The organism is Geminisphaera colitermitum TAV2, from assembly GCF_000171235.2.
GTDB classification, from domain to species: domain Bacteria; phylum Verrucomicrobiota; class Verrucomicrobiia; order Opitutales; family Opitutaceae; genus Geminisphaera; species Geminisphaera colitermitum.
Genome location: NZ_ABEA03000173.1, coordinates 19,565 through 35,267, shown reverse-complemented (window position 1 = coordinate 35,267; position 15,703 = coordinate 19,565). Strand labels below are relative to the sequence as shown.

Genomic DNA, 15,703 nt, shown 5'->3' with positions numbered 1-15,703 from the left:
CCCCCCCCCCCGCTACTTTTCACATGGTCACATCACAAGCAGTCTCAACCACACACACGTCCGCCGCCGGCGTCACCGTTTACGGCTTCAACTTCTACGTCCTCGAAGCCGCCGCGCTTAAGGTCCGGGTCAACGGCGTCCTTGTCAGCAACTACACCGTGCAGGGCCTGCGGCAGAATGCGGGGGGCACGATCACCTTTGCCGCCGCGCCCGCGCCCGGTCTGAGCGTCGAGATTCGGCGCGACACCGCCCGCACGCAAACGAAGGATTTTGGTTACAACGACGGCTTCCCCTCGGAAACCATCGAACTCCAGTTAGACCGCGAAATTTGCATCGTGCAGGAACTCAATGCGCGCGTCACAACGAACGAAACCGACATTGCCGCCCTGCAAACGCAGATGACGGATGCGCTGCAAAACATCGTGGATTTGCTCAACCGTGTCTCGAACGTGGAAGAGTGGAAAGACGGTCTCGCCGCCACGCTCGCCACGATCACTCAATTTTATCAGGGCGTTCAACAGGCACTGAATGACCTGCAAGCCATGATTAACCAGTATGGCGGCGTTCCCGGCCAGTTCACGACTTTCATTTTTCGACAATCGGAGACGAAACCCGCCACACCGACGCAGGGCGGCGTCATGATTCCGCCCGGCTGGTCGGACGCGCCGACCGCTACCGGAGTCTGGTGGATGAGCACCGGCATTGTCGGCTTCGGCAACGTGCCGCCCGCCTCGTGGACGGAGCCGGTCAAGGTCACGGCGGAAGACGGTGCGGATGGAGCCAATGGCACGTATACGGATTTCAAATACGCCAAAAACACCAGCAAGACTGTCGCGCCCGCACTCAATCAATCTGTCGTGGCGCCCGCCGGTTGGACGGATGCGCCGCCCGCCCTCGCTGGTGGGGAATATATGTGGATGACGAAGGCCACAAAGGTTGCCGGGACGGGCGAAATGGCCGGTCCCGCGCCGTATTGGTCAACCGCCGTCCGCATCTCTGGCGAGGAAGGGATCAAGGGTGACAAGGGCGACAAAGGTGACACTGCCACGATCGTGATAGGTGACACGATTACCGGTGCGGCGGGGAGTTCTGCCAGTGTCCAAAACTTGGGAAATCCGAATGCCGCCTACCTCCAGTTCACGATTCCTCGCGGCAATACCGGCGTGGCAGGAAATGCCGCCACGATTGCTGTTGGTACGGTAACGACGGGAGCGCCGGGGAGTGCCGCCAGCGTCACCAACGCAGGAACCGCGAATGCGGCCGTATTGAATTTCGCCATCCCCCGCGGCAACCCCGGACAGGATGCCACCTCCGCCATTACGGCTCAGGGCACGTTTGTCCCGGTCGGAGTCTGTTCCGGGATCGATTGGACTGGCGGCACGGTCTATTCAGGACAGGCGAAATACGTTGTTCGTGGCGGCTGGGTATATTTGACGGTCAGATACAGCTTTGGGAGTGTGGTCAAGGTAAGTGGCGGCGGCAGTTCCGGGTTTTACTTGGACATAAGCGGACTTCCCGCAGCCTATCGTCCAGACGCGACGCTTACTAATCCCAACACTTACGGCCGTCTCATGGGAATGACGTGGGCGGAAAACCTCCCGAATTATGACAACGAGATGGAAATCACCTCTTATCTCGAAGGTTCAAACCTCTATTTCATCAGGCGGGATGGGGCGAATGCCCGCGCCTTTATGTCTGCCGATAGGATCGGGGATCAGTCCTTCTTTTACGCCAATTTCAGCTATCCGCTTCTGACCAGCTAAAGCCATGCCAAGCGTCCCCCTAGCCCACTACACACCCGCCGCCACGCCCGAACACACCGTGCGAGCCAATCCCGGCATGTATGATGCCGAACACGCCGCCGGTCAGCGCGTCGGCGCCGCCGTCTCACAGGTCGGAGACCTCGCCGGAGACTTCGCACTCAAGCTGCAGCGGGCGGAAAACTTCAAAATCGTCAAAAACCGCGAGGTGGCGGAGCGCGAGGCGTATCAGAAATTTCAGGACGAAATGCTTCTGATGGAGCCGTCGAAGTGGGAGGGCGAGTGGCAGAAGCGCCTTGATAGTCTCTATAAAACGCAGGGGCGGGAGAATACGGGGAAGTTTTTCCGTGAAGAATGGGACGCTGGCATTGCGGACTTCAAGCAACGCACGTCGGCGGAGGTGCGGCATCTCACCGTTGCCCGGAACATTTCCGATGCGAAAAAAGCCGGGGAAAACCGCATGTCACAGGCGCTGATTGAACTGGATGAAGATGCCTGGCACCGCACGTTGAATGAATCGGTGGCGATGCAGCTTGTGACGCCGGAAGATGCCGACGCCATGCGGCTGAAAGCGCCTGTGCTGTTCGCTCATTCGGAATCGTATCGCGCCATTCAGGAAGACCCGATTGCAGAGTATGAAAACCTCAAGAACGGCGGACGTCCGGCCCTGAAGGATGAGAAGCGCCGCGAAGCCATCAACTACGCAGAAGCAGAGACCCATAAATTGCGTATCCAGACTTACGATGATCTGAACGCCCGGCACGAACAGGGGGAAGAGTTTCAGCAAAGTGAATTGGATGGACTGGTTGAGCGAAAGCTCCTGACCAAAACGCAGGCCGTGAAGCTGACGCAAGAGGCTCGTTATCGTGCGTCGAAGCATCCGGACAAACAACGGGAGCAGTTTTTGTCGGCGATGGAGTTGATTTCCAACTACGATCCGGCCACGGCAACGCCACAGGACACGGCCAACGTCTCGGCGGCGATGTTCGGTTTGAGCGGTTCGTTTGAGCGCGACGCGAATGCTGCATGGAAAGAGAAACGAGACCCCAAATCCCCCATGAACCTTCCGGTCGTGAGAACGGCGATTTCGGAGAACGAAGAGAATTTCAAGAAGAAGGTTTACGGTCGTTGGTGGGAACCTGTCATGGAGTGGCAGACCGACAAGAAGACTGGTAAACGAAAGCTGGTTACGAAGACTGATTCCGTAACACGCCAGCCGGTCTGGAAATTCGATCCGAAAAAACTGCGGGATGCGCAGGATACTCGCGCGGCGAAATACGATCGCTTGCAATCCTATCTCGGCAGCTTGACTCCCGTTGAGCGGGCAAAACTGACGTTGGACGATCTGCGCAAGGTCATGTATGCCGGCGGGGATGTTGATCGCATCGGCTCGGTCTTTTTGCAGGCGAGCGGATTAAGCCCGGATGCCACTGAGGGCACAACCAAAGCCTCTGACCAAGAGCCTTCCGACATCCCCAGCCTTTTTGAATAATGAAAACTCCCGACAATAGCGACCGCTGGCTTAATGTGTATTCAGACATCAATACGGCGGAAAATCATTTTGGCACCAAAATGCGGGAGCGTGTGCGGCCGATTTTGGAGACGGACCCGGAACCCTCCGAAACAAAGGCGAGGATCGTCAATGTCGCCTATTATTTGGAAAACGCCAGGCAACCGGTTGATCGGAAATCGCTCCTGAGCAACTGGCCTGCCGTCCGGCAGCAAATGGCAAAGCAGTGGTTTAAGCATGACAAAGATGTCACCGACTTGGACCTGTACAGCTTCATTGGTCAGGACATGCGGCGAACGAAAAACGACGATGAAAGCATGTCGGCGATTGCGCAAAAACTCCAAGACGCAGCCTATTCCGGCGAAGAGGATTTCACCAAAGCTTTGTCTGCGGCTGCAACTCTGAGGGATAATGATGGGAAGTTGCTTTGGCAAAATCAGGACAGTGCGGACCGGCGCTTGCTGGCGCTGCAATCGTCTTGGGCGAAATGGCGACCGGAAATCGAGGAAATGAAGCCGCTGGTTGATGCCACGCTGAAATTTATGTCGAGCAAAACCGGGGCGAACGGGAAGGAGACTCCTGCCCCCGGTTGGTCTGGCAGTTATGAGGAAATGGTGAAGGCGTTCAATCTGGATGCGGCGGTGACCTCGGATTCGGACATTGTTAAACAGTTGCTCGAATTTCCGGGGGAAAAGCGGGCCATGTTTTACCGAATGCTGGCGGGGCACGCGAGCACTTCGGAGACGAACGAGGCGGGCAGGGAAAAGGGTGCGAAGGAAAAGACTCAGAAGACCATTGCCCGGAGTTTCAATCGCACTGGCCGCTGGATTTTTAACGCGCTTGGCGGCGATAATCAAATTGAGGTCGCGGCGCAATTGGAGCGCAGCCGGGATATTCTTGGCATCATGGAGGGATCGAGTATCAGTAAGTCGGATACGCTTTTCCAAATCCAAGCCAAGACGCTGCTGAATCAGGATGAGGCGGAAAAGCTGGGCGTGGAATTGGGTGTTACGAGGGGGGCGCGGGCGAAGCCAAAGACGGGATGGCGTCCACTGACCGACGAGGAAAAGCAGATTCTTTCTGAAAAGGTTGGGCGAACCAACGCTGAGCGTGAAATCGTGGATACGTTGCGAGAGATTGAGGAGGGCAACGTTGACCCGATCAAATACGAGGGCTGGGGGCAACAAATCTGGTATGGCGGCTTGGAGCAATCGGGCTACATCGCACAGGCGTTTGCGGGGCCGATGGCCTTGCCGCTGCTCTATGCGTCAACGGTCGGAATGCGATCGGAAGAGTATCGCGCGCGCGGCGTGGCGGCAGATCAAGCGGCAGGTCTTGCGATGGTCTCGGCTGTGCCCGAAACGGCGATCGAGTTGTTGGAGCGCCGTTTGTTGCTTGGCAATGTGCCGGGGCTGGGACGTGTGTTGCAAAACTTCCGGGCAACCACCGTGTCCCGGCTTGCGACCCGCGCTGGCGCCACGCTGGCGGCGGAATCAGCATGGCAGACCGGACAGGAGCTTTTGCAGGATTCCATCCCTCTGCTTTGGCAGGATTTGATGGCGGACGAAACCATTGGTATCCCCAAAGTGGATCGGGACGATCCGCGCAACCACGTCTGGACGTGGAGCAATGCCGGCGAGGTGACGTTGACGATGCTGATGTACAGCTTGGTCGGCATGGGGGCGGCATCATTCCGGGATGTTCGAGACCTGCGCGATTCACGCAAATTGCAGGCACTCGGATTCACGAATGAGGCGGTCAACGCCATCATCGGTCAGGAAACGGCGGAGCTATCGGAGGCGGCAATGCGAACCTTGTGGAATGATCCCGAAATGCGCAATCCGCTGTCCAAAGATGCGAAGGCGGCTCGCGCCGAAATGTCGGAAGAATCAGCGGAAGCGGCTGAGAAAATCGCCACCGGAGCGCAGGTGTCACGTAGCGCGGATGGCAAGTTTACCGTTACCGCGCCCGATGGCAGTGTTATCGGGAAAGTGGATACAGTCGAGGCCGCTGTCGGTCTCAAGGAAACCCATGACGCTGCCTCGAAGGGGGGGGGGCATGTGCCACCAGCAAGTGCAACGCAGCATTTTGAGGAGAAATTAAGCAAAACTCCTGAATCTGATTTGGATGCCGAATATGATGCCCTGCCTGAGTCTCATGGCGGGACTGTTTTTGGTGCCGACCACGCCAAGGAAATGTCGGAAGATTACCGTCAGGATCGACGTGGTTTGAACGTCGCTGTACATGGACCGGCTGGGCGATATGCGACTAATCGTTTCCGGCGGGAACTGAGAAAAGTAAAAGAATCGGGAGCTGGCGCAGACACCCTCGTCATTTTCACAGCGGGCGGACAAGGAAGCGGCAAGAGTGTAGTCAATGGAATCCGGGTGGATGACGCAAAAAAACTCGGGTTCAAAGTTCTGGTTTTTGACAGCACTTTGAACAATGCGGACTTTGCCCACGACTTGATTGGCGAAGCCGCCGCAAGCGGAGCGCACGTTGTCGTTTCTTACGTCCATAATCCCGTCGAAAACGCGATGCGGCGAAACATGATGCGCAGTCAAGACAAGGGTGGAAACAACCGTTACGAACCAGCTTCGCAAGTTGGGCGCATTCATTATCGGGCCCAAAAAACGTTTCTCTCTCTGGCAAAGAATCCTGATCTGGCAAAGGCTGGCGTGCAATTTGAAGCTTGGGATAATTCAGGAGAGCCGGGACAGCATACTGCTATTGAAAATCCCGTTGCCTTCCTCGAAGGACCGGGCACACTTTACGCTGATGAAGAAGGATCCATTGCAAGAGCAAAAACAGCCGAATCCGAAGCACAAAACGGTAAGGGATTGGATTCAGGACAAAGACCATCAAACGAAGATAATACGCGAGGGCCTGACAGCGGAAGTGGCTCGGATGCGGGATCAGGGAATCAAGTAGCGCCCTCGCTCTGGCAGAATTTCAAAAACTTTTTCAGTCGTCGGGCCGTTGATGATGGCCAGCCCTTGAATGAGTTCGACAAGGCTCTTCCCGATTTGCCGGGCATGGCGCTCGATCCTGTCAGCGGAAAGATCGTGGATTCGCAGAGCGTAATGAAAGACGGCAAGGGGCCGCTGGGTCGCCTGTATTCGCGTTTCCGTGGCGGTACGACCTCCATAGTGGAACGGATGATTAGTCATGGAATGGTGGATACCTTCGGAAAGAAGGTTGGACCTGCACTGATCGAGGCTGTTGACGGATTGGACAAGGCAGGGGTGGCGCAATTCAAGGAGTTCCTTCACGCAAAACGTGCCCTTGCGCTTTGCGGTGATGAGAAACAGCCGGGGCGCAATCCGGGCATGTCGAAAGAGAAAGCAACTGAGATCGTCCAAAAATACGGAAGCAAAGATTTCGAGCGCCGGGCGAAGATCGTTTACGACTGGAACAAGGGCTTGCTGGATTATGTATCCAGATTTTCAACAAGCTTTGAAAAAGTGGTGATGAAGATTAACGAGGTTGACCCCGGTAACTACATCCCGCTTTGGCGCGTGATGGACAGTGATTCTCCCGTTGTGAACACCGGGGAGGTTGCTCCTGATGACACGAAATATGCGCCATCGCGCAAGGTGACGGACCGCCTTGTTGGTTCGGGCCGTGCGATCAAAGACCCCTTCGAGTCGATGATTAAACAGGCGGAAGCACTGGTTGGACGCGCTCACCGGCGCAAGATTTGGGAGACGGCGCGAAACCTCGCCATACTGCATCCGGAGATGGAAAAATTCATCCGGCTTGTGGATGAATCGGAAGTGCCGGCGCGCCAGAAAAAAGATACGAAAGAGGACGGGGATGCTCGGACGCAACTTGAGCAGGCATTTGATGAGGTGGACGCGAAGGATGGCGGGCAGCATGTCTATGCTCGTGACGGGGCGTATTGGTTTGAGATCGACAAGGGGCTTTATGAGGTGATTTCCGGCGTCGATGACGCCGCCGGTTCGTTTGGTGACACCGTGGTTGCCAAGGCGCTGCTCGATGGCGCAGGAAGCACGCGCGCGGGACAATGGACGGCCAACGCGACGGTGGCAGGGATCGAGCAATTGTTGAAGGTGTTGCGCTACCAAGCCCGCCTGTTCCGCATTTCTGCGACGGCGGCGCGTGCGTCCTTTTCACTTGGGACAAATGTGTTTCGAGATTTCAACACCGCGACGAACAACACCCGGACAGGCCGCTTCCCGGTTCGCCTTTGGGCGAACTGGATCGGGGCGCAATTCAACGGAGCCGTCATGGCAACGCCTTACCTGAATCGCATTCCCGGCTTCCGTGAGAGCGTGTTCAATCAGATGCGCGAGCTTTTGGAGAACGCCGGCATCGGCATGACCGGGTCATTGAGCTACGATGCGCAGCCGCTGGAAGTCAGCATTGCCCGCATCAACAAGGGCAACAAGGTCGCATGGAAAAAGCTGCCGGAAAAGACGCTGGAAGCCGTGTCGAACCTTTTCCAGTTCCCGGAAATGGCTGCTCGTGTTGCTGAGGCGGTGACCATTGCGGAGCAACGTAAGTTGGACATTCAGAACCTGAGTCATGAGGAGTTCACCGATCTGATGATCGCGGCAAAAGAAGTGACGACGGACTTCACGCGGGGGAGCGATCTGGCGCGTTCGATCAATCGTTACGTGCCGTTTTTCAACGCGAGCATTCAGGGCAAAAAGGCCACGTATGACGCCTTCAAACGTGATCCGGTGGGCTGGCTTTTTACGCGTGGCCTGGCATCGTCGCTAAAGGCTGCAATGGCGTGGTGGTTGCTCAAAGATGAGGACTGGTGGAAAGAAGAAAGTGAGCAAAATAAGCTGATGTACGATTTCGTGATGTTGCCGTCGCGTAAGGATGGCGTGCGGGACGTGATCAAGCTTCCGCGTGCGCATGACGTGGACATGCTGTTTGCGGCAGGCACGCAGGCGATTTTGGATTCGTGGTATCAACAGGACCCGCAATCCCTCAAGGAATGGTTTGGGGGTATGGTTGAAGAGTTTTCCGTCGTGGGGAGTTTGGACACGGGTATCAACATTGATGCCTTGCCGCCGGTGGTAAGGGAAACTCTGTCGCAAGCGGCGAACCGGGATTTTTTCTGGAAGCGGCCCATTGTGTCGCAAACACAGGTGAAGGCTACGGAAGACGGAGAAATGAAAGTCGAAGAGCAATATGGACCCTATACGACGAAGGCGGCGATTGCGGCTGGAAAGGCGCTGGGGATGTCACCACGGCGGATCGATCACTTTTTCGCGGGCATGATTCCCGGCGCCGGGATGGATGCGATTGCGATGTTTGGCCGTGGCGGGCCAGATCGTGACGGCATGACGCGGGAATGGGAGCCCTCGGATATTCCGGTGTGGGGCCGTTCTTTTACGCGTAGCGGTGGCAATATCAGTGGCGGCCAACGCAGCGTGACGGCGCTTTTTGATGCGTTTGGCAAGGTGTCGAAGAGTCTAGACAGGGACGATGACGAATACACCAAACGCGATCTTTACCGTTTGTTGGACGCGATCCGTGCCGTGCAGGGCCTGACGAAGCTGGAACGCGACACGCCTGAACGGGCGGCGCGAAAGGAGATAGCAGACCAACGGCAAGCCATCGCCCGCGATGCGGTTGAGGAGTTGGAGGGAAAATAATTTCCTGCCCAACAATAGCCCAACGTTATTTATCCCACGTGTAACGTTACGTTCTCACCACCCCGACCATTTTTTCAGAGTTCAGTGACTCTGGATGAGGATTATTAAAATCCTCCGCAGTTTGCTGAGGTATCGATAGTAGTGAAGCTCTTGGATTTTACCGACCCTGGCGAGAGTTCGGTTCACGGTAAGAAAATCTTCTTTCAGGAACCCGGATCTGGGACTCCGAAACCCCTGCCATTAAAATCGTCGGATTGAGTTTTTCGGAAAATCCTCCACGCTTGTTTCTGTCAAACAAAGCAACGGGGCCGAGGCCAATAGGATCGCCCTCCCACCATCCAACCGGAGGTTTCCATGTCAGCGATCCATCACCTTGTCTCTACCCGCGCACACACCGCGCCCGTCACGTCAGCCGTTCCCGTCGCAATCTACGCGCGCGTTTCCACCTTCAACCAGATCGGCGGCCGCTTCGACTCCTGCGAGAGCCAAGTCGCCATCTGCCGCGATTACATTCAAAAGAACACCGGGGCCGGCTGGTTCGAGGCCGCCTGCTTCTCCGATCCGGCCTACTCGGGCGGAACGCTAAACCGTCCGGGCATCCAGGCGCTCATGCGCCAGATCGAGGCGGGTGGGATCAGGATCGTCCTCATCTTCAAACTCGAACGCCTGCTGCGCAGCACCGACGAATGGGTGCCGCTCCGCTCCTTTCTCGAAAGGCACAAATGCCAACTGGTCAGTGCCACCGAAGACATTTCCGAAGAAACCCCCTCCGGCCGCCTGAAGAACAACCTGCTGGTCAGCGTTGGCGAATACGAACGGCTCAACACCAGCGCCAAGGTCCGCGCCAAACTCATGGAACAGGCCAAGCGCGGCTTCTGGTCCTGCGGCCTCGTCCCTTTCGGATACGCTTACGATACCACTACGCAGATGCTTTTCCCCCACCCGGAGGAGGCGCCGATTGTTCGGCGGATTTTCACCGCCGCCGCCCGGCTCGTCTCGCTGACCGATCTCGCCAACGCGCTTTCAGTCGAAGGCATCCGCACCCGCCGCCGCACCTACAAGCAACGCGACGGCAACCGGCGGGAGGTCGGAGGCGTGCGCTTCAACAGTTTTGTTCTTCGCCGCATCATCAACAATTCGATCTATGCCGGGCAGGTGCGGATGCGCGGCGAACGTTTTCCCGGCCGCCACGAGGCGCTTGTTCCCGCCCAGCTTTGGGAGGAGGCCAACGCAGCCATCAGCAAACCCATCGTCCCTCCCCGCCGACAACTGCGGTCCCCGGACAAACATTTTCATCTGCTCAAGGGGGTGGTCCATTGCGGCTGCTGCCAGCGCGCCCTGATCCCCGTCGCCAGCGGCAAGCGCGCCCCAGACGGCAAGCCCTACCGCTACTACACCTGTTGTCACCTCCACAAGGAACGCTCCGATTCGACCTGCCCAGTGCGGCGCGTCTCCGCCTCCGCGCTGGAAGCCGCCTACATCGGGTTCCTCGGCGAGTGCTGCCGACATCCTAGGATCCTCGCCTCCGCCGCGGAGTTCTCCGGGCAGCGGGGCAACACCCAACGCGCGGCCCTGCGCGCCGCCTTGGCCGAAACCGACCGAGCTCTGGCCGATCTCGACCGCCAACTGCGCCACTTCGCCGAAGTCGTCACGGTCGGCGGCCTCGACGTCCTCACCGAGGAACTCCGCAATCGGGCCGGCGCCCTCCGCGAGGAAAAGCAGCAAAAACTCGTCGAACGGGAGCGTCTGCGGCAGGACCTCGCCGCCTGCGAACAGGAGGCCCCGGACGTTGAGGCCATCCGGTTAGCTCTGGGACTGTTCAATCGGATTTTCCCGACTCTGGAGCAGGAACAGCAGCGCGACCTCGTCACCCTTATTACGGACCGGATCGAGATCCGCCCGGTCAAGCCGTCCCGCACACCCTCCGGCCTGCCGTCCGTCCGGGGATTTGCGCTGCGGATCAAGCTCCACGTCCCGAACCTCGTCCACGGCATGGCCGAGCGCATAGTGGTCGAGGAACCCCGCCGACACGGCTCCGGTCAGCCGCGCAAGTTCCTGACGCTGGAAACGTCGATTGCGGTCAACAACATGAACGCCTCCACACCTGTCGTCGTCCTGACGCCCGATCACCGGCAGCTTCAGATCGCCAAGCAATCCGCTGCCCCGGCCGCCAAACCCGCTCTCGCGTCCAGAGTCCTCCATCCCATCCACCGCGCGTTGGCCTGGGCACACCAACTGGCCGGCACGCCCGGCCTGAACCGTGTTCAACTGGCCCGGCAGAAAAGTGTCACTCCCGGCACGGTGACGCATCATCTGAAACTTCTCCAACTGGCTGCGCCCATCCAGTCCGTCCTCATCAACCTTAAAACCCCGTCCGACCTCATGCTTTACAGCCTGAACCGGATGAAGGCGCTCGCCGGCCTGCCTGCCGAAGAGCAATGGGCGGAGTTCTCTCGCCTGCAAAAACAGACTGGACTTCCTCCGACAACGCAGACCGGTCCCCTCTCCGACGGCGAGACCGATCAGGCCGCGTGAGTTGCTGTTGCCGGCCCCCAATGATTAACCACATTAAAGTAGTATGGTGAATTAACTACTTATAAATAGTAACTTGACATTACTACATATCAGTAGTATTGCTGTTCCAATGAAATTTTTCGTCACCACGCCCGTCCAACTCCGCACTCAGTTGCGCACCCTGCGGCAGTCCCGCTCCCTGAGTCAGGAGCAGGTGGGCGAACTGCTGGGCGTGAACCAGAAGCGCATCGCCCGGATCGAGGCGGCTCCCGATGTCACCGGCTTCGGGCAGATCGCCCGCCTTGTTTCCGCCCTCGGCGGACGCATCGTGATCGAGGATGCATCTTCTCCGCCTGTGCCCGGCGGCGGAAACAAAGGAAAAGTCCGCAAGGCGGCATCCAGCCGCCCCGGAAACGCCCGCAAGGGCCAGGCAGACTGGTAATCACCGATGGCGACCACCTTGAACATCTGGATGAACGGCCAGCGCGTGGGTGCATGGACGCAGACGCGCGGCTCTCATGCCCTGCACTATGATCCGTCATGGATCAGTTCGTCGGCTGGCCGGGCGCTCTCCCTGGCGCTTCCCTTCACTCCGGGCAACGTGCCTCACCGCGGCGATGTCGTGCGCAACTTTTTCGATAATCTGCTGCCGGACAGCGACGCGATCCGAGCCCGCATCCGGGATCGTTTTTCCACCGGTTCCACCGGAACCTTTGCCCTGCTCTCGGCCATCGGCCGAGACTGTGTGGGCGCAATCCAGCTGTTGCCCGACGACCAGACCCCGGAGGGTTTTGACCGGATTGAGGCCGAATCTCTGACCGAGTCCGGGGTGGAACAGGCGATTGCCGCCAGCCTGTCCGGCGCCCGCGTGCTGGGCCAGCCGGAGGATAACGATTTTCGTATCTCCCTTGCCGGCGCGCAGGAGAAAACGGCGCTGCTGTATCACCGCAAAAAATGGTGCCGTCCCCTGGGCGCCACGCCGACCACGCATATTTTCAAACTGCCACTCGGCCTGGTCGGACACCTCCAGATGGACATGCAGGACTCGGTTGAAAACGAGTGGCTTTGCTCCCGGATCATGCAGGGCTTCGGTTTGGATACGGCGCGATGCGAAATTCTGCAATTTGGCAGGCGTAAGGTTCTCGCCGTGGAACGTTTTGACCGCGCGCGGCAACCCGCCGGCTGGATCGCCCGGCTGCCGCAGGAAGATTTTTGCCAGGCACTGGGACTGCCCGGCACGAAAAAATACGAGTCGGACGGCGGCCCCGGGATGCTCGACATCATTCGCGTGCTGGACGCCGGTTCGCAGGCGACGGACGACAAAAAGGCCTTTTTGAAGGCGCAGATGGTCTTTCTGCTGCTCGCGGCGACAGACGGCCATGCCAAAAACTTTTCCCTGTTTCACGAACGCGGCGGCACCTGGCGACTGACGCCGTTTTACGATGTGCTTTCGGCCTGGCCGGTGATCGGCCGCGGCCCCAACCGGGTCGACTGGCACAAGGTTCGTCTGGCCATGTGCGTTCGCAGCAAGAATGCGCATTGGAAACTCGCCGGGATCAAGGCCCGGCATTGGGATGCCATTTGCCGATCCGCCGGTCTGGGCAACGCCGACTCTCTGCTCGGGGAAATTGCCATGCAGCTTCCACGCGTGATCGAGGCGGCGAACCGGGAATTGCCGGACGATTTTCCGTCCTCTGTCAGCGACAGGATATTCGAGGGCATGCAGCAAACCGCCCGCCAGCTTGACCTGACGGCATGAGAAACCGGAGCCGCGCAACAGCGCGGCGCCACGACCGGTGCGCGGCCAGCGCCGGAATCCGGCGCGAAGCAGGGCCGCGACGTCCGGCCAGCGACTCCCCGCCCGGGCCGAACCACCCCCTTATCCAGCCTCCAGAGAAGCAACGAGCACCAGAGGTGCGGCGAATCGGGGAAAGACGGGCGGACAAGCGGGCGGGAAAAACCCCTCGCAAAGCCTGCAACCACCGAAGCCGGGCAACCCTACGCGGCCATTCTCTGAGCAGGGCTCGGCGTGATGAGTTTTCTGCGGTTCTGGAAGTTCATCTCGTTGACGACCTCGTTCACGAAGGCCCTGTCCTTGTAGTAGGGATTCACGTCGGCGAGGCGCTGGTCGATGCGCTTGCGGATCTCCTCGGGCTGTTCCTGGTAAAACTTGCGGGCAGCCGGGAGCTGTTTTTCGACCAGGCGCATGGTGGCCCGGTGTTTTTGGGTATTCCCTCAATTTCGATCTACCAAACAATCAACAACTTACAAAGCTCTCCAGTCGTAAGGATTTCGCCCATTGTTTAGTGACAATCTTGTCCATTATTTCTACACCAATTTCACATTGAGAGTTTTTAATTGTAAGAAATTTCATGGATAAAAATAAAAATTTCTTCTCAAAAACTCATGGACTCAACCTCAGTCGCATACTTTTCATAGAAAAACGTCATGAATATCCTGATTTTTACTGGGTTTATTTCGATACCGGGTTAGTGGTCTCTATTACCAATACAGAATATGAAGATATAACATAATATATCACCGCATTATAAATGGGCGAAAGCCAACTGACTTATAGGATTCGACCTCAATTAGTTTATATTCAACAATAGAACCATCTTCTAGTGTAAAACGCAAGAAGCTGTCTATTTCTTCTGCTTTCCCGGAATGTTGTTTTATTTCGCCCGAAGTAAGCTTTACTTCGTAATTTATTACTATTTGCTGCGTCATTTTGTCTATTGGTTTATTTTTCGGTTAGCGAATCTTAAACTAAAATTCTCGCACAATAGCACCTTGTAGTCAAGCAATTAAATTTCGTAACTTATTATTGGAGCTACGAAGGCGGGCTTCTTGGCTTCTGTAATGGATTCATAAATATTTTTATATTGGCGGGCTTTAGCGGTGTCTCAGAAACGCCAATCTTCGCAGAATATGATTCTATTGTCAATGGTCTTTATTCCATAACTTATTGATTTTAAATTAAAAAGACAGAAAAATAAAAATAAAGTTCAGTGATTTTATTTATTTTTCAAAACAAGTTGATTGAAAATAAAGACCAGCATTATTTTTAATTTCCCTTACCTATTAAAATATATTGATCCGATCTTTCCCGAAATAATTCATTCCCCTTTTCTATCAGATTTTGCTTGACCGATCAAGGATAAAATGACAGTTTCATTCATTATGCCAAAGAAAGATTTCAGTCAAAATGCCCTCTCCATTGTGGAGTTGGTCACTGGTGAGAAAATTGCCAAAAATTCAGCCGCCGTTTCCCTCGGACGATTAGGCGGACTAAAAGGCGGGAAGGCCCGCGCACTCAAATTAACAGGCGAAGAACGCAGTGCCATTGCGAAAAAGGCCGCATTAAGTCGATGGAAGAAAAAACAAAATGAAGGATTAGGGAGTGTAGTCACGAGATAAGATTGACTGAGTTTTTTTGTGATGGAGAATGTCAGCATGGCGAAAGATCAACACCGTCACGACATTTCGGACCGAGTTTGGAGCGTTCTGGAGCCGCTGCTACCTGGAAGGAAAGGAGCGTGGGGAGGGGTGGCGGAGGACAACCGCAAGTTCCTCAACGCGGTTCTGTGGATTTTACGCACTGGTGCGCCTTGGAGGGATCTTCCAGAGGATTACGGAGGGTGGAGCAACACGCACAGGCGTTTTTGTCGCTGGAGAGACAAGGGGCATTGGGAGCGCCTGTTGTCGGAACTGATGAACGAGCCCGATTTTGAGTGGCTGATGATTGATGCCAGTCATGTCAAAATCCATCCGCATGCAGCGGGAGCCAGAGGTGGAAACGAGGCGATCGGTCTGACAAAAGGGGGCGAAACACCAAACTACATTTGGCCGTGGATGCGCATGGTATGCCGGTGCGAGTCATTGTTACAGCGGGTTCCACGGCTGATTGCACACAGGCTGGCAGGTTGATTGAAGGCATTGCCGCAGACCATCTGATCGCCGACAAGGGATATGACACCAACGCCATCATCGAAATGGCGCAGGCCGCAGGCATCTGCCCGCAGATTCCTCCAAAGACCAATCGCATAGAACAACGCGAATATGACCCTTATCTTTATCGGATCAGGCATCTGGTAGAAAATGCATTCCTACGACTCAAGCAATGGCGCGGCATCGCAACCCGATACGCAAAACGAGCCTCCTCTTTCCTCGCTGCCGTCCAATTCAGGTGTGCCATCCTCTGGGCTTCAATCTCGTGACTACACGCTCTAGCGTTTTACCGCGAGGCCGGCGGTTTCTCCGCCGGGAGCTACGCGAGCGTGATC

The 15,703-nt window shown here is 56.6% G+C and carries 9 protein-coding genes; 8 read left to right on the top strand and 1 reads right to left on the bottom strand.

Annotated features, from left to right (window positions below; all coding sequences use genetic code 11):
• Nucleotides 1-23: 23 nt before the first annotated feature.
• The 6 genes from OBACDRAFT_RS19165 to OBACDRAFT_RS19140 all read left to right on the top strand — a co-directional run bounded on the left by OBACDRAFT_RS19165 (nucleotide 24) and on the right by OBACDRAFT_RS19140 (nucleotide 13,176).
• Complete coding sequence (locus tag OBACDRAFT_RS19165) at nucleotides 24-1,763, top strand: hypothetical protein (RefSeq protein ID WP_043588414.1); 1,740 nt, start codon at nucleotides 24-26, stop codon at nucleotides 1,761-1,763.
• Between the two features lie 58 nt (nucleotides 1,764-1,821).
• Nucleotides 1,822-3,252, top strand: coding sequence for a hypothetical protein (locus tag OBACDRAFT_RS19160; protein ID WP_157837195.1), 1,431 nt, complete (start codon nucleotides 1,822-1,824; stop codon nucleotides 3,250-3,252).
• Nucleotides 3,252-8,903 carry an LPD38 domain-containing protein gene (locus tag OBACDRAFT_RS19155; protein WP_043588411.1) on the top strand — a complete coding sequence of 1,884 codons (5,652 nt, stop codon included), beginning with the start codon at nucleotides 3,252-3,254 and terminating at the stop codon, nucleotides 8,901-8,903. Before OBACDRAFT_RS19160 ends, OBACDRAFT_RS19155 begins: the two co-directional genes overlap by 1 nt.
• 354 nt (nucleotides 8,904-9,257) lie before the next feature.
• Nucleotides 9,258-11,438 (top strand): recombinase family protein, encoded by a 2,181-nt coding sequence (locus tag OBACDRAFT_RS19150; RefSeq protein WP_081722203.1) that lies wholly within the window; start codon nucleotides 9,258-9,260, stop codon nucleotides 11,436-11,438.
• Between the two features lie 109 nt (nucleotides 11,439-11,547).
• Nucleotides 11,548-11,859, top strand: coding sequence for a helix-turn-helix domain-containing protein (locus tag OBACDRAFT_RS19145; RefSeq protein WP_052362265.1), 312 nt, complete (start codon nucleotides 11,548-11,550; stop codon nucleotides 11,857-11,859).
• 6 nt (nucleotides 11,860-11,865) lie between these two features.
• Nucleotides 11,866-13,176, top strand: coding sequence for a type II toxin-antitoxin system HipA family toxin (locus OBACDRAFT_RS19140; protein ID WP_043588410.1), 1,311 nt, complete (start codon nucleotides 11,866-11,868; stop codon nucleotides 13,174-13,176).
• Nucleotides 13,177-13,415: 239 nt separating this feature from the next.
• Here the strand turns inward: OBACDRAFT_RS19140 and OBACDRAFT_RS19135 are convergent, their stop codons facing one another.
• Nucleotides 13,416-13,625 (bottom strand): hypothetical protein, encoded by a 210-nt coding sequence (locus OBACDRAFT_RS19135; RefSeq protein ID WP_043588408.1) that lies wholly within the window; start codon nucleotides 13,623-13,625, stop codon nucleotides 13,416-13,418.
• A 957-nt stretch (nucleotides 13,626-14,582) separates the two neighbouring features.
• Between OBACDRAFT_RS19135 and OBACDRAFT_RS26965 the strand changes: the two genes are divergently transcribed.
• Both OBACDRAFT_RS26965 and OBACDRAFT_RS26960 read left to right on the top strand, forming a co-directional pair.
• Nucleotides 14,583-14,837: a hypothetical protein gene (locus OBACDRAFT_RS26965; RefSeq protein ID WP_088179325.1), complete on the top strand. Its 255-nt coding sequence runs from the start codon at nucleotides 14,583-14,585 to the stop codon at nucleotides 14,835-14,837.
• 36 nt (nucleotides 14,838-14,873) lie between these two features.
• Nucleotides 14,874-15,637, top strand: a protein-coding gene (locus OBACDRAFT_RS26960) for an IS5 family transposase (protein WP_088179262.1) whose coding sequence is annotated in 2 segments (ribosomal slippage) — nucleotides 14,874-15,246 and nucleotides 15,246-15,637 — 765 coding nt in all. Because the reading frame shifts where the segments join, the coding sequence is not laid out codon by codon here.
• Nucleotides 15,638-15,703: the final 66 nt, after the last annotated feature.